Raw genomic sequence first — 20,975 nt, forward strand, 5'->3', positions numbered from 1 at the left:
GTTTTTGGCAAAAGAGCGTTCGCGGAGGGTGGCGGAGCGCCGTATCGCTTCCGAGTCAAGTTGGACACAAAAAGCTTGTAATAATTCATCCAATGCCTTACGGTTTAGTCCAGTCAATGCCCGCACTGAGGCGGTCTTCTTTTAGCACCCGATTCAGATCTAACATTGTCCCATCTCAAACACCCTATTAACTTTACTTTACCTTATAAAGCGACAAGTCTAATGTATGTCAACGGTATGGGTATTAGGGGAATTGCCAGGGTGACAGGGATTACACATCCAACCATGATCAATTGGATTAAACACACGGGGGAACGCTTACCTGATGCCTATGACCCAGATGAACTACCCCAAGTGGGAGAACTTGATCAACTCGAAACCTTTGTTGGTAAAAAAAAAACGGTGGTGGTGCATAGTAATGGAAAAAGAAGTGTGGGGAGATGGGGACCCACCCCTAACCCCTCCGGTGGAGGGGAATTTGGGGAGATGGGGGGATGGGGAGTGTGGGAAAAATTAAAAAATATATATCCTCACCATTACCATGCAGGACTACCAAAAAAACAAGGTGTGGTTGTAGACTGTGGTAGACCATTTCCGTTCAGGCATCCTAGTGCAGGATGGCAGAAATAAGTGACCAGTAGGAGCAATGCCCTCTTCCTGAGATAGAATACTCAGAGGTGCGATCGCATCGGAGAGGCCAGCCCCAAAAAGTGACCACTAAAAAAAAGTGATTTATGAAGTAAACTAGAATTTGTGGAAGCCCAATCAATAAGCCCAGTCAACCCCATGAATGAATGCCTATCCCCAAAGCTCAATCCATAATCCTGTCGCCAAGACAGAAAAGCCTACTGCAAGTTTTACCCTTCATATCAAATCCGGTAGCATCGGTATAAAAAAATTAAACCTGATAAATTAAGGGATGAATAGTAAGAGTTGGGCGATCGCCATGCCGAGATTGTTAAAGCTAGAACCACACAAAAGTATCGAAGAGTTGGAAAAACTCTACCGACAAACTCAAGACCCAATAGAACGAACTAGATGGCAAATCCTCTGGTTGATAGCTAAAGGCCACAAAGTAGAAGAAGTGGCTGAGGTTACTGGATATCGGCGTGGTTCAATTTACAGAATTGTAGGGCGCTATAACCGATTAGGTATTGATGGATTAAAAGATCGTCGCCATCAACATCAGGGGCCGGAGACCTTACTCTCAGAAATAGACCAAGCTTTCCTATGGCAAGCACTACAAGAGCCACCGGTAGATGGAGGTTTATCATTTTCTTTGTGGGTTTAATACCCCACCGTCAACGGTCGTGTTCACGCATTACTTGGGGGGAGCGAATCCCCATGTAATTTTCCTCCTGTCTCCAGTATAGCTGTCTCCTGTCTCCTTCTTCAAGGAATGGACCCAAAGTAGCTCAGTGGATGAGCGAGCATCTGGAACGTCCTATTCATCCTCAAAGAGGGTGGGAATATCTACGTAGCTTTGAAATGCGTTTAAAAGTACCACGTCCAGCACATGACAAAGGGGAGATCACAGAGCAAGAACAGTGGAAAAAAAAACTCAACCAGAAAGTCCAAGAAGTAGGGCAAAAACACCCAGAGGCCACAGTTGAAGTCTGGGCAATGGATGAACATCGCTTAGGGTTAAAACCTATATGTAGAAGAGTCTGGGCTCAGTTGGGTAGTCATGCGATCGCCAATGTTAACTGGAAATACCAATGGCTATGGTTATACGGCTTTGTGAATCCAAATAATGGTGAAACTTACTACTGGATTTTACCAAAAGTTAATGTAGAGCTTTTTAACCGAGTTTTAGAAGACTTTGCACGAGAATTTCAGTTAGGAGAAGACAAACACATTATCTTAACCATTGACAGAGCTGGATGGCATACAAGTTCTGAGTTAAAGATTCCTTTGGGCTTGCACTTAGAGTATTTACCACCCTACTCGCCTGAATTACAACCAGCAGAAAGGTTATGGCCTCTAATTAATGAACCGATCGCAAATCGTTCATTTACCAGCCTCGAAGAGTTAGAAGAAATTCTGTTTGAGCGTTGTCAAGTTCTTTTAACACAGCAATTTGCAATCAAGGCTATAACCCAGTACCATTGGTGGCCGAAAATTCAGGTTTAATTACTCCGATGCTACCGGATTTGATATAACACTTACCTGACGATTTTTCGCTAACCCCCTTATATATTTGGTGGTGGTGCATAGTCATGGTAAAGGAAGCACCGGGAGTTTGGGGGGATGGGGGGATGGGGAGATCAGGAGTGTGGGAGAAATTAAAAAATATGTATCCTACCATTACTATGCAGGACTATCATATATTTAAGTTCCAGTTGTTCTAACTCCTGTAGAAAAGACGAATTATTTCCATCACCTCCATTCACTAAAACTATACCTGGTCGATATTTTCTGGACAAAGTTTTTTTGACTAACTTGATTGCTCAATCGGGTTTTTTCACAAATTCTTGATCTTGTTTTGCATCTGGAATTTGATGATCACTTTTGGTATAACTCCAAATCCAAAGGTAGACTGCCCACTCCATCATATAGGTGAGTTGTAACTATTACTACTCCATTGTCTGCAGTACTAATTTCTCCAAGATATTGTCGGCCGACTCCACCAGTAAAATTACCACTTTTTTGATGGCCAGAATCATCAATAATCAGAGCACATCCATTTCTAATTCGGGTTTGATCATGTTGATTCATAATTTCTCAACGACCTTTGCTAATGCAAAGCTTCCCTAACATTTATCGAATTTTCAGCCCATTTGGCATAGGCAATAAAATGATGTATATTTTTATATAAAGAGCCGATAATATTGTCGGTAATTTGAGCAATATTTTGGCGTTGACTTTCTCCTAATAATCCCGCCAAATCCAAGGCGAAATCCCTTTACCAACGCCAACAATCGAAGTATTAACGAAAAGTCAAATTGCCTAAAACCCTTTTCATTTTGCCTGTTGCCTTCTGATAACGACCATTTTTAACGTTAACCTACTTAGTATTTCCATAACTCCTAACTACTCTTGCTGCACTCCGAAATAGTTGATAGTATCTTTGACTAACTTCATCACCCACTTCAGACAATACATCAATGCCAATGCCATTACGACCCTGACTTTTTCCAGAACTATGAATATAACGTCCTTCTCCCAGGTATAATCCTACATGATCTGCCTTTTCACCAGTGCCAAAAAACACTAAGTCTCCGACTATGAGTTGATTATTTAATTGATATTTGTCTAAGGAAATCTTCTGACAAAAAGCTTCCTGTTGATAAGCATCTCTAGGTAACCAAATACCAACAGAAACAAAAGCAGCTTGAATAAGGCCAGAACAATCATAGTTAGGTCCTACTGTACCTCCCCAAAGATAATAATTAGAAGTGTTCATCGCTTTATAGGTAAAAGCAATCACCTCTGGTAATTTCTCTCTAATTTCAGTCTCGCCAAAAATGTGAGGCTGAAAAGGAGTTTGTGTTGGCTGAATTTTATCAATGTCTGTATATCTTAACCACCCTTGATAGTCATCTTCTTGTAACTTGACCAAAATTGCACTGTCGAATTTTTCCTGTAACTGGATAACTTGTAAATTTCGCCCAATTGCTGCTTGAGTTACCAAAATATTGCACTCAGAAGAATCATAGATATTGATATTAGCTTGGCACTGATACTCAACAACATTAGATAATTGCTGGTCGAACACTAAATTTCGCTTGGATAATTTACTGAAGTTATTATAATATTTTATGGATATAAATTACAACCTTAGTTATCAGAATCACTATTATTTAAAGATAGCTTTAATTTTCAATAACTATGGAATAATTAACAGAGAATTTTTCACTCAATCCATATATTATTAAATAAGTATTTTTCTCTTTTCTAAATTTTACCTAATTTTTCTATATGACTTTTTTTGATCGAGATGAACAGTTAAATATTCTGGGTAAAGACATTATAGAGGCAATCAAGATAGAGTTTTCGGAATTAACTTATGAGCAAATTGCGATAACTTGGTTAGTCTACGATTTACCAATGGCAGGAAATATTAAGAATTCTACAGAGTTTTGGCAACAGCAAGTGCGTGGTTGGAGCGATCACGGTGATGAACGAATGTATGCTGCTGGAATAGTCCATTTATTCTATCTTATAGCTATCTATGAGTGGTTAGAGAAAGGAATGGTCAAAACCTCAAAAGAGTTAGAAAGAGCAATTCGAGATATGATCGTTTATTCTAGCAACGATGCTACTGGTCTAGTTGTAGATGTTTTAACTGGAACTACCAGTGGACCTGAAATATCATCAGGACCTTTTCAAACCTGGAAATATCAACGTAACTTTGTCAATCGTTATTTTCAATCTCTGAAGTGGCCTGAGTTAAAATTCATTAATATTAATCAAAAAACATGGTGTGATGGTCCTTATGGTCGAGAAAGGATGTTTCAAGGACTATTGATGGAAAATCGAAATATAGTTACTACTCATAGCACAGCTCGTTTGCTACATAGTATTGTGGGTGGGGTTGCAGTATCTCCTGTCGCCTCACAAAAAATGATGAACTTGTTAAAGAAAAATCCTAGCCAAGATAAATTAAGAGATAGAAGTAAGGAACAATCTATAGGATTTTTGGACGATAGTCTACCTCAGGATACTAAAGTATGGTGCAAAGGAAGCTCGGACAACCAAGTGCGTCATAATTTTGCTTATATTGAGTTACCAAATATTAAGCCATATCTTTTAGTTGTATTTACAGAAGGCAAGAACCTTAGTCAAAATGAAAAGATAATGCCTTATATTTCCCAAAGGTTTGTAGAGGCAATGAAAAAATTACAATAAAAGAACAAAAATATTTTTTCTCTTATGTTTTATGTCTTTAATTTATTTAATTTAACTATATTTATAACGGAGAAGGAGGGATTCGAACCCTCGGTACGGGGTTCTCCCGTACAACTCATTAGCAGTGAGCCGCTTTCGACCACTCAGCCACCTCTCCAATAATAATAATTATCTACTTTTTTGACATTCTGCCAACTTTGCCCTTAGGCGACAGCACAGGATTCCTAACCATGGCTGATTAGGGCTTTCTGATTTTAACTTATCTGCCTCCAAGGTCGAGGCTTTTTCCGGTCTTACGGTCAATCAACAGTAAGTCCCTAATTCGACATATCCCCTAGACAATACTAGGTAACCAGCCTTATTTTATTTACCATAGCACACTATTGAGAAAACCGCAACATTGATTTATTTTTCCATAAGACACTCCCTTGTCAGGAGAGCGCGGGCCTTCAAGCAACGTTGAGATAACAGATATTTGTTGGTTATGGCAGGACTATTATAGAAGTTATATTTCCCAAAGTAAAGATTAGGTAAAAATAAAGGATTACCTGAACTCTCGAACAACTATTCCTAGTTACTTAATCTTGATATCTTTTACTTCTAGCTTAGAGTTTGTTGCCACAATCCTCAGTAAACAAATTCATAGATATAAACTTTTCGGCTCCCTAGAGTTATATGGTTACTAACTCTGGAATGAGTTTTAAACGCTTTTGTTTCCCATAATTTAGTAGAAGCTTAGTTAAAGATAGCTGACTTTCACCATTAATATGAGCGCAGTACATATTTCACACAAATTATCATAGCACAATAATTATTAGTCTGGATGCTTCCGACTCATTTTGTTTTAATCCCGGTACTGAATTAGAAATTAGATACCGGTACTTTGAGAATTTATTAAGTTCAAAAAAGCTTAAGGCGAATATAATTAGATTTTGTTCCTGATCAGTTCATAATTCAATCATATTAATAGTACAAAAACACAAATACTATCAAGTAGCTTTAAATAAATTGGCAAATAATACCAAGTCCAATTTTCGACTTCTCCCTGCTCTAAACAGACAAGGATTCTCAGCGGATGCTACGCAATGGGATCAATAAACATTGCTCGCTTTTTCTTAACTATCACCCAGAGATTTATCCGGGTGGGACTAGTCAAAATGCCCCTAGACACTCACTTGTATTGACATTAACTCATATAGATTGTGCTTACTTTTTGTTAGCAGCTTTCAGGAGTTTCTATAACTATACCAAAATCTTACACTCCCTGTCCTGCCATTGCTTGCAGTGATATAGTCATACTGCCGTTGAATGTATCAACCGTTGTTTCTTAAATGCCGGGATTTATCTATACTAGGACAGTTCCAGATGCAGATGAACTTCTTTACTCACACTTTAATTCTATCACTTCGGCCGGATAAATATCGCACCGTCATTTTCATCCCCTACCTAAAGACTAGGAACTTTCAACCTTTTTCTGTGTAAAGCTAATCTTAGATCTTAATATGATATAAAAAAACTGAATCTGTAGAAGTTATTCAAAGCAAAAGTTAACTTGTAACTACAGAATTTATTTATAGAATTTCAAATTAATCGACAAATTGGGGAATTGACAATAGCTCATACTATGTTAAAATTCTGGAGGTTCATATAGATTGAGCCAAAAAATATCTGTAATATTTAGACAAAATCATATATAGTCTTAAAGATGCAAAAATATACCAAACAGTACATAATTATAACTTTCTAAAAAATGTATCTGTTGCAGCAGAAAAAAACCTGGCCTAGTTCATAAAACATGAATTATAACATTAGGTAGTGGTGTAGTCATGGGGAACAATGGTTATGCTTGTGATGTCTTAATTCACAAGGGCTAAATTGTCCCTAGAAATGAAAATATAGGTTGACAAAAACGGTTATCTATACAGAATCTAAAATTAGCTCTTTGAGCTAATCAAACATAAATCAGTAATAGTAAATACTAAAAAACGAGGTAAGCAAGTGACTCAAGTAGTAATTCCACCAGGTACCGAAACAGATCCAGTAACCGATGTAAGTACTGGCATCGCCGATGGAGGTCGTGTCCGAGTATATACACCATTTCCCGATCGTGGAGTTGGGACATCTGGTGCAGACCAAATTTCAGCTTTAGCTGGTGATGATATAGTAGCATCTGGCGGTGGCAATGATGTAGTGGCATTAGGAGAAGGTGAAGATACTGGCGTTGGTGGTACTGGCAATGACTCAATCCAAGGAAACCGAGGAAATGACTCTATACAAGGAGGGGATGGAGATGATTGCCTGAGAGGTGGTAGAGATAATGATACCTTAGAAGGTGGTGAAGGAGAAGACATTATCTTTAGCGATCGCGGAGACGATGTAGCACGAGGTGGATCGGGAGATGATGATATCAGAGGTAATCAGGGCAATGATTTCCTAGAGGGTAATGAGGGCAATGATATTATCGATGGAGGTAAAGGTAACGATACTCTTGATGGTGGTGCTGGAGATGACTTCATATCAGGAGCTAGGGATAACGATATTTTAACCGGTGGCGCTGGAGCTGATGATTTCTTCTTCTGGTACAATTCAAATGGTAGTTATGGAGTTGACACTCTAACAGACTTTAATAGAGGTGAAGGAGATAAGATAGTTCTCGCTGCTAGTCCATTCATTCCTGAAAATGCCAGATTTAATGCTTTAACAGGTACGCCAAATGGCGACCCACTGCCAGCAGACCAGTTTGCAGTGATTGAGAATTTCAACCCTGTAGTTGATGGAGCAAGTTCTGCAGCAATTGTATATGACCCTACTAATGGTTTAGTCTACTATAACCCAACAGGATCAGTGGGTGATGAAAATCAATTTGCCAAGGTTGATGAGACTGTATATGATGGGAATAACCCATTACAAAACACTGACTTTGAAATCTTCTAAGTCTGGTTAATATATAGATGCGGTTTAACATATCGGTATAACCCTAGAATGAGAATTCTGACTCCCCTCTAAAATTAGGTTAGGGGGGATAAATTTTTAGTGAATTGGACTGATGCAACTTGTGTTGGTCTTTCCACCCCAGATAGTTTAAATATTCAGAACTATCAACTATTAATAATTAAAGCAATGGGTAGAGGTTCTCGCCAAATGGTTAAGTTAGTTGAAGAAGGAGACAGGAGACAGGAGACAGGAGACAGGAGACAGGAGGAAAATTACTTGGGGTTAGAATCCCAAGTAATTTTGAACACCGTGTAGACGGTGGGGTATTAAACCCACAAAGAAAATGATAAATATTTTTTTCCTAGAACTGCACCTAAGTTCAGACAGAAATCATTCTATGGTTTTCAAACTGGCGATCTTGTGAAAGCAGTTGTGACTAAAAGCAACAAGATTGGTACTTATTCTAGTAGAGTTGCAGTCAGAAAAACTGGCAGTTTCAATATTAAAACTAAGACTGAAACTGTACAAGGAATTGGTTATAAATATTGTCAACACTTGCACAAATCAGATGGGTACACTTATAGATTTGGCGAATTAATCAAACAGAAAACTACTAACCTTTTCAATAAAATAATTGATATTTCACCTAGTCCAGTTCAGTTAAATATATTTGATACTTCTGAGTTAAGCATATCAGAGGTACAACCGAAAGAAAAAAAATCCAGGAAGAAGTTTAGCGGTACTAATGGAGAACAGCTAAATTTGTTCTAAGTAAACGGAGGAAAGTCATTTATTTGCTGGTTGTTTTCCTCCCGGCACTAAATCAAAGATTATAGTGCATATCTCCAGCAACTATTTGAGATGATTAACTATTAGGCTAAGGATGGGAATAGAAGAATATCTCAGATTAGCAAAACTCTACTTGAGCGAAGGTAAATTAAGTCAAGCTATAGCAACCTGTCAAGAAGTTTTAAAATTACAATCAAATTCTGAGGATGCCTACAGAATATTAGGGGAAATTTATCAAGTTCAAGGCGATTTTCAGGCAGCTATGTATTCTTATACAAAAGCTTTGGAGATTAAGCCAGAATATGCGGAAGTTCATGCTTTTCTTGGTCAATTATATAGTCAGAAAAAGTGGTTGATTGAAGCAGCAAGTCAATATCAACAAGGGATTAATTTAGGGTTAAAATGGCCAGAAGTGTATTATAATCTGGGTAATATAAAGCATCAATTTGGTTATTTAGAAGCTGCTATAGAATGTTATGAAATAGCTATTATTCTGAAGCCGAATTATATTAAGGCTTATTTTAGTTTGGGTATTGTTTTTGAGTTGCAAAGAAATTATCAAGCAGCAGTTGATATTTATCGAAAAATTATCGCACTCAAGCCTAATTCTGTAGAAGCTTATAATAATTTAGGTGGTGTTTTAGCGGATTTGAATAGAAGGTCAGAAGCTGTTGAAGTTTATCGGCAGGGGTTAGGTTTAAAACCAAACTCAGCAGATTTATATAATAATATTGGTCATGCTTTATCAACAGAAAATCCGGCACAAGCGATCGCTGCTTATGGTCGTGCTATAGAGTTAAATCCTAGTTTGATTAAGGCGCATTATAATTTGGGTAAGGTATTACAGGTTATTGGGGAGCATGAGTTGGCGGTAAAATGTTTTGAAGAGGTTATTCGACTAAAGTCTGAGGAGGATAATGTATTAGTTTATAGTGATTGTGCTTTTTCTTTGATGGGTATAGGGAGGTTTAAGGCTGCTTTTCTTTATTTACAAAAGGCGATTATTAATCATCAATTTGTGGATGGTTTTTGTCGGTTATGGGAGGCGAAGTTGGAGAATGCGGAGGAGATAGTATCTGATGAGTTGTTTTTGACAAAGGTGGCTGGTTTTAATTTTATTAGGGAGCTGCAAAAATTAGATAGTTATTCAGAAAGTTTTCAGCAGCAGTATCGGAAAACATCTGAATATTTGCTCGAATATTATGTTCATTTTGGCAATGTTTTGATGGAAAACGAGTCTTATGCTAGTGCAGAGATGTTTTATCAAAAAGCTTTACAAGTTCAGGCAAATTTACCAGAGATTTATTGTTTATTAGGGAATTGTTTAGTTAAACAAAAACGGTTAAATCCAGCAATTATTAGTTATCGGGTAGCTATCCAAATATTATTAAGTGAAAATAGAGTTTCTGAGACGATAAGTATTTATTTTGATTTGGGAAAGGTTCTGGAAAAGCAACAGCGATGGGAGCAAGCGATAGATTGTTACAGTAAAATTTTATCTAAAAAAACAATAATATTAGATTCGCAGATATTCAACAATAATCTTCAGCCTTATCAACAATTAGAAGGATTATATTTATCTACAAAAGATTGGATCGATCAATTAGATACTAACAATGTTCGGCCAAGATATATAGAAGTAAAATTAGAAAAATCCACAACAGAAGATATAGAAGAAATTACTAAACCTTCAATTCAGGAATTAAGCTCTAAAAATAAGCAGAAAAATTTAGAATGTCATGGGTTAAATTGTAGTAAATGTTTATGGGAAATTTATCAGTATTTTGAAGTCAAATACCTCGCCCCAGCAGTTTATAGTCTCAATGGTAGAAGTGGGTTTAGCCAAGATACGGATTTTTTGAGTCAGAGTTTAGGGAAAAAAAGCTCTTTCCTCAAGCAAGCAAAAAAAGGGGATATACCCTCCTTGACAAAAGACTCAAAAAATAGTTTGTCGAATTTTCCTCACTTTCTGAAAATTTCCCAGACTCCCAATTTCGTCACAATAGTACCAGAGGGAAGAACTTGGGTTATGCCCAAGAAAAATTACTGGAGACTATGTTACGCGATCGCCATTATGACTCCAGACAACTATTTACTGGCAGATATTTCTAGGGAGTATCCATCCCCATTACCAGGATGTACCAACCATGACCCAAGTAAACATCGAATATTTGGTTTAGAAGAACTTCCATCTCTAGAGAAAATTCATGGTAAAGTGGCAGTATTATCAGTACTGTCGGGAAATGTGTATTTTCACTGGATAGTAGACCTGTTGCCAAGAATAGAGATATTACGTCAGGGGATAAAATTAGAAGAGATAGATTGGTTTTTGGTTAATAATTATCAACAACCTTTTCAACGGGAGACCTTAAAAATTCTTGGTATTCCCCAAGAGAAAATATTGGCAAGCGATCGCCATCCCTACATTCAAGCAGAAGAATTAGTCGTCCCTTCATATCCTAGTTATTTAGGATGGTTACAACCGTGGGGAGTAAAATTTTTGAGGGAAGCATTTCTCGAAGAAAGAATTATTAAGAAGTCAGGGTTGCCAGAAAGAATATACATAAGTAGGAGTAATGCTAGGTATCGTCGAGTAATGAATGAACCAGAGGTAGTAGAGATATTAAGCAAATTTGGTTTTACCTGTATTACTCCAGAGTCTATGTCCCTAGAAAGTCAAATTGCTACCTTTGCTCATGCGAAAATTATAGTTGCTCCTCATGGAAGTGGTTTGACAAATATAGTATTCTGTAATCCAGAGACCAAAGTTATTGAACTTTTCTCGCCCAACTATCTCAGATATTACTATTGGCATATTAGCCAATTATTAGGACTTGAACATTACTTTTTAGTAGGTGAAGCATTTAGTTGTTATCCTATTAGAAATTTAATGTATGAAAGTTCCCTTGTAGAAGATATTTTGGTGAACTTAGGGTCACTCAATTTAATGCTTCAAGCTGTAGGTATTATACCAATTTGATAGATATTTGCTACAAATAAATAGGTTATTTTTTAGGAGTCAGGAGTCAGGAGTCAGGAGTCAGGAGTTAGTTTGCACAAAGAAAGAAAGAATTTGAATAGCATGAATTTTTCAATTCATATTCAATAGAACATCCGTATAACCAGATTTTATATTAGACTGAAAAGTTGGCACTTTTTTCAAACTCAAAAGATACTGGCCTTTATATGTCAATGCTTTGAGAATTAATCAGCAAGTCCTAATTAATACTAAAAAATAGCATAAAAACCATTCATTCCTACTCCTGATATCATGTCCGCTGGGGCGCGTTTGTGTAAAACCAAAAGTGAATATCTACAGGAAATTTAAGTTTTTTCAAGCTTTTAAGCCTTCTTCCCTCTTCCTTCTTCCTTCTTCCTTACCTTCGCGCTTACAATACCGATGCTACCGGACATGATATGACTTCTGACTCCTATTTAATAACTAGCCCCTCATAACGTGATATTATACAATTTATCTATGAAGTTACCCTGAATAAAAGATGATAACGATTGGTAAAATAAGACTGTAAAAAAAATTATTAAGTTCATCATTACAAAGAGATAGTGTTAGGTAAAGTCTTGTTACCTACAACTAATCGTCTATTCCATAAAACTAACACCTACGGAGCATAATGACAAAAAAATTAGGTCTCAAGTCTACCCTTTTAAGGAGATAAAAAGCGGTCGAGAAATGGCGAGATTTCCTCGCAATATCTAATCAACCAAGAGAAAAGAGAATTCCGTATTTTCTTGCCTCACTATTACAGGAGGTACTGATAACTGATAACTGAAGTTACGAGGGTCAAAAATAAAGGAATAAAAATAGAAACTATTGCCCGCTTTTCAATTAAATTTTGAGTCAAGCCGAAAATTAACTTAATTCATAGTAGCAAAAAAAAGAGATAAAATGTCATCAACAAATCCTCCAGAAAGCGCAGCAGAAAAATTCCACCAAAAAGCAGAAGCTTATGTAGCCGAAAAAAAATTTGATGAGGCGATCGCTTCTTGTGAATTAGCTATAAAAATAGAAGAAAATTATGCTCCACCCTACAAAACTTTAGGTAATATTTGGCAAGTAAAAGGAAAATTAGAAGCAGCAGAAAATTACTATAAAAAAGCGTTAGAAATTAAATCATATTGGCCGGAAGTATATGCTAATCTCGGCAGTTTATATGCCATGCAGCAAAAATGGCAAGAGGCAATATCCTATTATCAAAAAGCTGTAAATTTGAAGCCAGATTTTGCCGGAGTTTATCGCAATATGGCAAAAGTATGGTTATGTTTGGGTAACGAAAAATCTGCTACATATTGTCAATACAAAGCATTTTCCCTAGAACCTGAAAAAGCTACCCTAGAAGAAATTCTTAATTTAGGTAAAAATCTACAGCAACAGGGTGGTTTAAATGAGGCAATATCTTGTTACCGAATTGCTATTAGATTAAATACTAACTCTGTAGAAGCTTATCAAAATTTAGGAGAAGCTTTAAAAAAGCAGGGGAATTTAGATGAAGCGACAGTTTGTTTGCGCAAAGCTATCGAACTTAGAGCAACTAATACCAATACAAAAGTAGAAACTTCAACAGATATTAGAGCTAGTGAATATAATTTAATTTCTAGTAAAGAATTAGAACCACAAGATACTTTAGTTGGCAGTTTAAATAATCATCAAGCAAATGCTAATGATACCCTTGCGGCAGCAGAACAGACAAATAATATTTCACCTCAACCAAGTGTGACTACCATTAATACTGAAGATATAGAAACTTATATGATGGTGGCAGAGACTTATGTGAATCAGAAAAAATGGCAACAAGCAATTACTTTAAGTCAGAAAATTATTTCAATTAAACCAGAACCCAAAGCTTATAAAATAATCGGTAATTCTCTACAAGCTATGGGTAAATTACAACCAGCATTAGATTGGTACAAAAAAGCATTAGAAATTAAACCAGATTTTGTAGAAGTTCATGCAAATTTAGGAACTATATTTGCTCAACAACAACAGTGGGAAAAAGCCATACAATATTATCGAAGAGCCATCGCAATTAAACCAGGATTTGCTGGGGCATATCGTAACTTAGCCAAAATTTATACTCAAATTAATCAGTCAGCAACAGCAGCAGAATGTTTATTTCAAGTATTAAGACTAGAACCAGAAAAAGGTACAGCAGAAGAATTTTTATTTACCGGAAATACTCTGAATGAAAATGGTCAATTAGAACAGGCGATCGCTTGTTACCAAGGAGCAATTCAGTTAAAGCCACAGTTAGTAGAAGCTAGTTATAAATTAGGAGAAATTTTAATTCAAAACGAGCGGTGGGAAGAAGCGGTAACTTGTTATCAAAGAGTCATATCTGCTAATCCAAATAATGTAGAACCTTACGAAAAATTAGCAGATGCTTTATTAAATCAAGGACAGCTAGAGTCAGCTTTACAAAATTATCAAAAAGCCAAACAACTAGAGCCAAATAAAATAGAAATCAAGGAAAAAATTGGAGAAATTTACTATAGATATGGAGAAGATTTCCAAGAACAAGGAAAAGTAAAAGAAGCAGTTCAAGCTTATAGTAAAGCAACGGAAAATTATCCAGAATTTGATATTCCCTATGGCAAACTAGGGGAAATTTTCTCGCAACAGGAAAAATGGGAAGAAGCTGCCAAAGTATATAAAAAAGCAAGCGAAATAAAATCAGATAATTCTTGGTATCACAATAGCTTAGGAGAAGCTTTCAAGAATTTAGAAAAATGGTCAGAAGCTGTTGAAGCATACCGCAAAGCCATAGAATTAAATCCTGACTTTTCTTGGTCTCATAATAACTTAGGAGACTGTCTATTAAAACTCGAAAAATGGGAAGAAGCTGTTGTACCTTATCGTCAAGCCATAGAACTAAATCCTGACTTTACTTGGTCTTATATTAACTTAGGAAAATCCTTGTGGTCATCCGGAAATTGGCAAGAAGCAATAGACCCATATCGTCGCGCCATAGAATTAAAAGCAGACCTACCAGAAGCTTATCAAAAATTAGGAGATGCCCTGAAAAAACGGGCTCAATTAGATTTAGATGAAGCCATAAGATGGTACGAAAAAGCCATAGAAAATAACCCAGAAAATGAACAGCTTTATCATAAAGCATTAGAAATCAAACCAGAAGACCACAAACTTTATTTACAACTAGGCAATACATTAGTAAAAAAAGGGAAAACTCATGGAGCGATCGCCTTTTATCAGTTAGGTTTACAAATTAATCCAGATGACCCTGAAATTCAAGCTCAGTTAGAAAATATATTACCTAAGAAAAAAGTTTTAAGGGAACAGGAAATAGGAAACAAGCAACAGGAAAATGTCGCTCTTTTGAAAAGGGAAAAGGAAATAGTAAGTAATGAACAAGCAAGTGTTATTTTTCCCTCAAATTCTCCTGTAGTTGAAAGAGAAGATATCTATCAATTATGGCTCAAAGCCAACTTACCTAGTTCAGAAAAACTAAAGAAGATGTCGGAAAATTTAGACACCTTTCGATATCAACCATTAATTAGTATTATCTTGCCAGAAAAAACAACATATCCAGAGTGCCAAGAGACAATTGAATCAGTTATAAATCAAGTTTATCCAAACTGGGAAATCTGTTATATTGCCGATAAACTTCCACAAAATCTAGAAACAGATAACAGAGTCAAATTAGTCTTAAAAGATGAAAGTGGAGATATTGCCACAAACTTAAATACGGCCTTAGCATTAACAACAGGAGATTTTGTTACCCTGTTAAATTCTGATGATATTTTAACCCCAGACGCCCTCTATGAAATGGCGCTATTTCTGAATAAACATCCAGAAGCAGATATGGTTTATTCAGACGAAGATAAATTAACAAAAGAAGGGAAATTAACTCAACCATACTTTAAACCAGATTGGTGTCCAGACTCATTTTTATCTCGAATGTACACTGGTCATCTATGTATATATCGCCGAGAATTACTAGAAAAATTGAACGGTTTTCGAGCAGGATATGAAAATAATTATGAATATGATTTAATTCTGCGCTTAAGCGAAAAAAGTCAAAAAATATTCCACATTCCCAAAATACTTTATCACAACAGAATTTCCGAAAATGGAGTAGCAATAAATCAGATAATTTCAGTAGAAACAGCCAAAAAAGCATTAACAGAAGCATTAGAAAGACGAGGAGAAAAAGGAACAATTTATAATCTGCCTCAACATCCTGGTTTCTATCAAATTCGTTATCAAATTCCAGAGAAAAAGCTAGTCAGTATTATCATTCCCACCAGAAACTTAGGAGACATTTTAGATAGATGCCTAGAGTCAATCTTTAGCAAAACAACTTACCCAAATTACGAAGTAATCTTGATTGATAATGGCAGCAACGAACCAGAAACAAAAGCTATTATCGAAGCGTGGAAAAATCAAGAACCACAACGTTTCAAATGTTATAAACATGATATTCCTTTTAATTTTTCAAAGCTCAATAATTTCGCCACAGAAAAAGCAGAAGGTGATTATTTACTATTCTTAAATAATGACACAGAAGTAAAAACTCCTGACTGGTTAGAAGCAATGGTCGAACAAGCACAAAGAAAAAAAATAGGAGCAGTCGGTACTTTATTATTATACCCAGACAATACAATTCAACACGCCGGAGTAGTATTAGGAATGCGGAGCGTAGCAGACCATAGTCATCGAGGTTTTTCTCCTACTGATAGTGGATACAATGGTCAAATTATTTGTGTGAATAATTATTCTGCCGTAACTGCCGCTTGTTTAATGTGTCGGCGAGAAGTATTTGAAGAAATGGGTGGGTTTGATGAAGAATTAGCTGTAGCATTTAACGACGTAGATTTATGTTTGAAAATGATAGATAAAGGTTATCGAAATATTTATGTACCTCACGCTGTTTTGTATCACCATGAATCGAAAAGTCGGGGAGTAGAAAATACAGGAGAAAAACAATTACGTTTCCAACAAGAAATTCAAAAGATGAAGCAAAGATGGAAACATTTAATAGATAAAGACCCTTGTTATAACCCTCATCTAACTCGACAACAAGAAGACTTCAGTCTAAGGATTAAAACAAATGTCGAAGTTAGTGTTTCTTTATATGAAAAAGATCCAGAAATAGTAGAATGTTCTATAGATGTACCAAAACCAGGAGTAGAAAAAGATATTAGTTCCATTTGTATTGGAGGATGGGTAGTAGGAAAAACATCTCCTCCAGTTACAGTAGAATTAATTGTAGCGGGCAAAATAATCAAAGAAATTCCTGCTAATTTACATCGTCCAGACGTAGGAGAAATTCATCCAGAAATTCCAGAGGCTAAATATTGTGGTTTTTGGGGAGAATTAGAAGTACTTGAATTTGCGCCAGAGATGAAAATCTCCTTAGAAGTTATTCTCCAAGATGGTTCTCATGTGCGACTGGGAATGGTGAATTTGAAATGTCCTAGTTTGATTTAAAAGGAAGAAGGAAGAGGGAAGAAGGAAAAATAATCAAGATATTTGTCTCAAATCAATGAGTATTTCCTATTCCCTCTTTTAAGAAAAATTCTTCATCCATAAATTATCAATTAATTCTCCCTATTCCCTGATTTGGTGGAGATGTCTAATTTAAAACGGTAATTTTAACTGAATTGGAAGAAGGAAGAAGGAAGAAGGAAGAGGGAAAAAGGAAAAATAATCAAGATATTTGTCTCAAATCAATGAGTATTTCCTATTCCCTCTTTTAAGAAAAATTCTTCATCCATAAATTATCAATTAATTCTCCCTATTCCCTGATTTGGTGGAGATGTCTAATTTAAAACGGTAATTTTAACTGAATTGGAAAATTATTATCCTCACTTTTGCTATCAACTTTCCCTCTGTAGTTTTGATGATTATCCCTACTAGAGAACTGCCAAGGAATAGGATTAATTTCTGCACCTGTTAAAACTTTAATGATGTAGCAACCAAATGCTTTTGCTAGAAGTGGTGGTACAGCATTACAAATTTGTGTATAGTTTTCAATTGTTGTACCCTTAAAAATAAAGTAATCAGGAAAAGATTGAATACGAGCGCATTCTCTAGGAGATAAAAATCTATTTTCTTCAGGATGAATAGAAGTCATTCCTCTTGTCCAATAAACAGTATAAGAAGGTATATGCTTTTTTGCCCTTCTATATCCTCCACAATAAGTTACTTTATTCTCTTCATACTTATCTATAAATACTTTCATTCCTTCTCCCATAGGAACAGAACTAATTTTTTCTAAAACTCTTTGACTATGATTTTGAGTTGTGTGGTTTTCTACATTTTTACTCCCTTCTCTCGACCAAACTTGATATGCAAATTCAGCCAATTTATCATAATCAAAAATCCCTACTTTTTCCCCAATTCCTACTTGAGGTAGATCGGATATTGCTTGCCAAATAGTAATTGCTTTTTCTGTACCTAAAACCTCTCCAAATTCTGAATGAGTTGCCTGTGGTTTTTCCGGAATTTACTATCTAACCTTAGAAGTATAAAAAAGAAATAAGTCACTGAATTTCAGGATAATTTTTCCTATGACTATTAAAACAAACCTAAATAAAATTATTAGCCTTAGTTTAGTTGCTTTAACTGCTACTTCTTTGTCATTTGCAACTATAATTCCCACGAAAGTTGCTTTTGCAGAACCAATACGGCAAAAAAGTGTAAGTCCAGATGTAATCAACGAAGGGATGAATGGAGTGTGGAATTTGCAATGGAAAGTAAATGGATGGTTACACAGGGGACGTTTAAGAATGGATGGAAATTTTGGAACTATGATTGTCAATGTCACTGGGCCAAATGGTAGAAAAGTTTATGCCGAACAACAAATGAATATGGTTCCAGATGCTAATGGTTATACTCTTCAGGGTAGTAGACCTACTTATCCTGGTAGTAATGCGATCAACCGTGCTTATCAACCTGATACTTTTTATGTTGAGTCAGGTCGTCGTGGTAATTGGCAAATGAGGAATTGTTCTGATTATTCTGGTTGTATTCCAGTGAGAATGACAAGAATTGATAGATAAATTAAGTCTAGCTATTTTAGGGGTAGGTTGAGTGAATATAATTTTCTGATTTTTCCAGAATTTACCTAAAAAAAACCTACCCATCATATGTGATATTAAATTTGTCTAATTACCAATTAGATCATGTCCGGATAATAGCGTGATCAAAAACTTTCTTCTCCTCTCCCTTTTTCTTCCCTCCTGACTCCTGATCTAAAATCCGGTTATACATTGATCGCACTTTCTACTTCCATTCAATGCAGACATAAAATGCCGGAATTTCCCCAGATAATTCGCACTTTTATCCTTTCTTTCTCCTGACCCCTAACTCCTGACACCTCCCTCGTTATTTATAACTATTCAACCTGACATAATATTACTCATTAATTGAGCCATCAGGCATAATTGTTCCTCTCAGAATTACTCCATTTAAATCTACATCAGTAATAATTGCACCTTCCAAATTAGCATTACTTAAATTAGTTTCTTGTTTATAACCCCGGAAAGAGAAACTATGAAAATCTGTTCCACTCAAATTAGTATCAGCAAGATTGGCATATTCTAAGTTAGTACCACGGAGAATAGCATTGCTTAAATTAGCTCCTTCTAGACTTGCTCCCCACAGTCTTGCTTCTGATAAATTAGCATTCACTAAATTAGCATTACTTAAATTTGCTAAAGTTAGATCAACTTCCAACAAACGAGTGTTACTTAAGTTTGAATTTGTTAAATTAGCTCTATTAATATCTGCTCTATTTGACATCCTCCCGACGCTGCACTTGCGTGACAGCGCGGGATTCCCTAACATCACTGATAGGGGCTTTCTGCTTCATAGCACCTGCCTCCGAGGCCGAACCTCTTTTCGGTCTTACGGTCGCTCCACAGACTGACACTGCTAGTCCAGCAGCCTTATTTTATTGAGTATAGCATACTATTGTAAGAACCGCAAGATTGATTGGTTTTCATCCCGACGCTCTCCCGTAGGGAGAGCGCGGGTCTTCAACCAACGTTGAGATAAATTAGCGACGCTCTCCCGTAGGGAGAGCGCGGGTCTTCAACCAACGTTGAGATAAATTAGCTCCTGTTAAATTAGCTCCTGTTAAATTAGCTCCCGAAAAGTCAGCACCATTCAAATCTGCACCCTGAAAATTTACACCAGTTAAATTAGCACCCGAAAGATTTGCATTGTTTAAATTAGTTTCATGTAAATCTATCTCACTTAAATCGCACTGTTTCCATAAAAATGATACGCACCAATTATCTTGTAGTAGATGATTAATATCTTCAGAATTAGCTGCTATAACTGGTGCGGATAAACTAAAATAAATTAAAGAAATGACTAAGGTAATAGCGGCTAAAAATTTCATCATATCTCGTTATTTTGATTGAACTTAAATTACATTTTTTTGAACCTCTGAAAGTAGAAAATACCAGAACAGGAAAAAATTATCAATTTGTTCGATCAACTATACTTGGTATGTATAGGAGACAATAGGGAACAGTGGTGCAACCCAGCGTCGGCGGCAAACGCACCTGGTAGCGCACTAGGCGTGATGGAATATTGGAAAAGCATTTTCCTGGGTAAGGTTCATCATCAGTCTATGTCCTAATCAACTTGTTCCTTGCTATAGTGCCATTACTGTATTTGACTTATGAAACAGCTCAAACAACAGAATATAAATAATCAAACTTCTTCCTTCTACTATAAAAAAGAAACTTTATTCAAAATCAATACAATATAAAATTCGCTAGTACAACTTTAAAACATAATCATAATATGTAAAAATTGTCTAGCGAACTAAATAACTCTTTTAATTTTACCATTCCTTAACCAAGACGGAGAGCATAATCATCAGCACTTACTGCAACAATGTTATTTTCAACTTCTTCTATGGAAGTATCTGAAACTACTCCTAATATAAATCCACTGTCAGACAGTCTAATTACTGTGTCATCATCGAATAATTCATAAGTTAATCCTTCAGAAGGAATGAAATTAGCAATCACGACAATTTGATCGTTATCTGCGACATTAAAATCAGTAATCAAGTCAGCTTGGTCTATTTCATCTATACCATCAACAATATCAGCTCGCAGAATAAAGCTATCTGCGCCTAAACCACCAGTCAGGATATCAGCACCATGATCCCCAATGATAATATCATCCCCTTTGCCACCTATTAATATATCATCTCCTTTTCCAGCTCTGATTAAGTCTTCACCGTCACGACCGCTAACTATATCATCACCTTCGTTTCCACTCAGGATATCTGTAGCATTACCACCAGATATTTCATCGTCACCTGCCAAACCCATAATTGCGAAAGATGAATCAGGTTCAGCATCACTTATTTCAAAAACATCAATAACATCATCACTCT

The 20,975-nt window shown here is 36.1% G+C and carries 15 protein-coding genes, 1 tRNA gene and 2 pseudogenes; 9 read left to right on the forward strand and 9 right to left on the reverse strand.

The genetic code is table 11. The annotated features are described in order from the left end of the window. Window positions 1-222 precede the first annotated feature (222 nt). Window positions 223-408, forward strand: a pseudogene (locus D5R40_RS39885) (IS1 family transposase); the annotation flags it as partial. Window positions 409-946: 538 nt separating this feature from the next. Then, window positions 947-2,133: pseudogene (locus tag D5R40_RS42745) on the forward strand (IS630 family transposase). Between the two features lie 152 nt (window positions 2,134-2,285). On the opposite strand, the gene D5R40_RS42750 reads toward D5R40_RS42745, so the two are convergent. From D5R40_RS42750 to D5R40_RS20790, 4 genes are all read right to left on the reverse strand, one after another. Further along, on the reverse strand, window positions 2,286-2,426 hold the full coding sequence (locus tag D5R40_RS42750; protein WP_161564357.1) for a hypothetical protein: 141 nt from the start codon (window positions 2,424-2,426) through the stop codon (window positions 2,286-2,288). A gap of 79 nt (window positions 2,427-2,505) precedes the next feature. Further along, window positions 2,506-2,718: a transposase gene (locus D5R40_RS42755; protein ID WP_124154631.1), complete on the reverse strand. Its 213-nt coding sequence runs from the start codon at window positions 2,716-2,718 to the stop codon at window positions 2,506-2,508. A gap of 19 nt (window positions 2,719-2,737) precedes the next feature. Beyond that, window positions 2,738-2,893, reverse strand: coding sequence for a hypothetical protein (locus D5R40_RS42760; protein ID WP_161565033.1), 156 nt, complete (start codon window positions 2,891-2,893; stop codon window positions 2,738-2,740). A gap of 114 nt (window positions 2,894-3,007) precedes the next feature. Continuing rightward, window positions 3,008-3,718 (reverse strand): C40 family peptidase, encoded by a 711-nt coding sequence (locus tag D5R40_RS20790; RefSeq protein ID WP_124145822.1) that lies wholly within the window; start codon window positions 3,716-3,718, stop codon window positions 3,008-3,010. A 203-nt stretch (window positions 3,719-3,921) separates the two neighbouring features. On the opposite strand from D5R40_RS20790, the gene D5R40_RS20795 reads away from it, so the two are divergent. After that, a complete protein-coding gene (locus D5R40_RS20795) occupies window positions 3,922-4,851 on the forward strand; it encodes a serine hydrolase (RefSeq protein ID WP_124145821.1) in 930 nt (309 codons plus the stop codon). Between the two features lie 67 nt (window positions 4,852-4,918). Here the strand turns inward: D5R40_RS20795 and D5R40_RS20800 are convergent. Continuing rightward, a tRNA-Ser gene (locus tag D5R40_RS20800) sits at window positions 4,919-5,008 on the reverse strand. A gap of 1,841 nt (window positions 5,009-6,849) precedes the next feature. Between D5R40_RS20800 and D5R40_RS20805 the strand changes: the two genes are divergently transcribed. The 5 genes from D5R40_RS20805 (at window position 6,850) to D5R40_RS20825 (ending at window position 17,041) form a co-directional block, all read left to right on the forward strand. Then, window positions 6,850-7,785, forward strand: a complete 936-nt coding sequence (locus tag D5R40_RS20805; protein ID WP_124145820.1) for a calcium-binding protein — start codon at window positions 6,850-6,852, stop codon at window positions 7,783-7,785. A 99-nt stretch (window positions 7,786-7,884) separates the two neighbouring features. After that, the gene (locus D5R40_RS20810; protein WP_124145819.1) at window positions 7,885-8,100 is read left to right on the forward strand and encodes a hypothetical protein; all 216 of its coding nucleotides are present in this window, start codon (window positions 7,885-7,887) and stop codon (window positions 8,098-8,100) included. A 117-nt stretch (window positions 8,101-8,217) separates the two neighbouring features. After that, on the forward strand, window positions 8,218-8,556 hold the full coding sequence (locus tag D5R40_RS20815) for a hypothetical protein (RefSeq protein WP_124145818.1): 339 nt from the start codon (window positions 8,218-8,220) through the stop codon (window positions 8,554-8,556). Between the two features lie 112 nt (window positions 8,557-8,668). Beyond that, the gene (locus D5R40_RS20820) at window positions 8,669-11,554 is read left to right on the forward strand and encodes a tetratricopeptide repeat protein (RefSeq protein ID WP_124155139.1); all 2,886 of its coding nucleotides are present in this window, start codon (window positions 8,669-8,671) and stop codon (window positions 11,552-11,554) included. A gap of 927 nt (window positions 11,555-12,481) precedes the next feature. Beyond that, window positions 12,482-17,041 carry a tetratricopeptide repeat protein gene (locus tag D5R40_RS20825; RefSeq protein ID WP_124155140.1) on the forward strand — a complete coding sequence of 1,520 codons (4,560 nt, stop codon included), beginning with the start codon at window positions 12,482-12,484 and terminating at the stop codon, window positions 17,039-17,041. Between the two features lie 337 nt (window positions 17,042-17,378). Here the strand turns inward: D5R40_RS20825 and D5R40_RS20830 are convergent, their stop codons facing one another. Continuing rightward, the gene (locus D5R40_RS20830) at window positions 17,379-17,918 is read right to left on the reverse strand and encodes a DNA cytosine methyltransferase (protein ID WP_161564604.1); all 540 of its coding nucleotides are present in this window, start codon (window positions 17,916-17,918) and stop codon (window positions 17,379-17,381) included. Between the two features lie 205 nt (window positions 17,919-18,123). On the opposite strand from D5R40_RS20830, the gene D5R40_RS20835 reads away from it, so the two are divergent. Next, window positions 18,124-18,615, forward strand: a complete 492-nt coding sequence (locus D5R40_RS20835; RefSeq protein ID WP_124155141.1) for a hypothetical protein — start codon at window positions 18,124-18,126, stop codon at window positions 18,613-18,615. A gap of 355 nt (window positions 18,616-18,970) precedes the next feature. On the opposite strand, the gene D5R40_RS20840 is transcribed toward D5R40_RS20835, so the two are convergent. The 3 genes from D5R40_RS20840 to D5R40_RS20850 all read right to left on the reverse strand — a co-directional run. Next, window positions 18,971-19,357, reverse strand: coding sequence for a pentapeptide repeat-containing protein (locus D5R40_RS20840; RefSeq protein ID WP_240039046.1), 387 nt, complete (start codon window positions 19,355-19,357; stop codon window positions 18,971-18,973). Window positions 19,358-19,613: 256 nt separating this feature from the next. Next, window positions 19,614-19,964 (reverse strand): pentapeptide repeat-containing protein, encoded by a 351-nt coding sequence (locus D5R40_RS20845; RefSeq protein WP_240041629.1) that lies wholly within the window; start codon window positions 19,962-19,964, stop codon window positions 19,614-19,616. 457 nt (window positions 19,965-20,421) lie between these two features. Beyond that, window positions 20,422-20,975: calcium-binding protein (locus tag D5R40_RS20850; protein ID WP_375339398.1), on the reverse strand; the 554-nt coding region annotated here is incomplete at its 5' end.

The sequence above is a fragment of the Okeania hirsuta genome (genome assembly GCF_003838195.1).
GTDB classification, from domain to species: Bacteria; Cyanobacteriota; Cyanobacteriia; order Cyanobacteriales; family Microcoleaceae; genus Okeania; species Okeania hirsuta.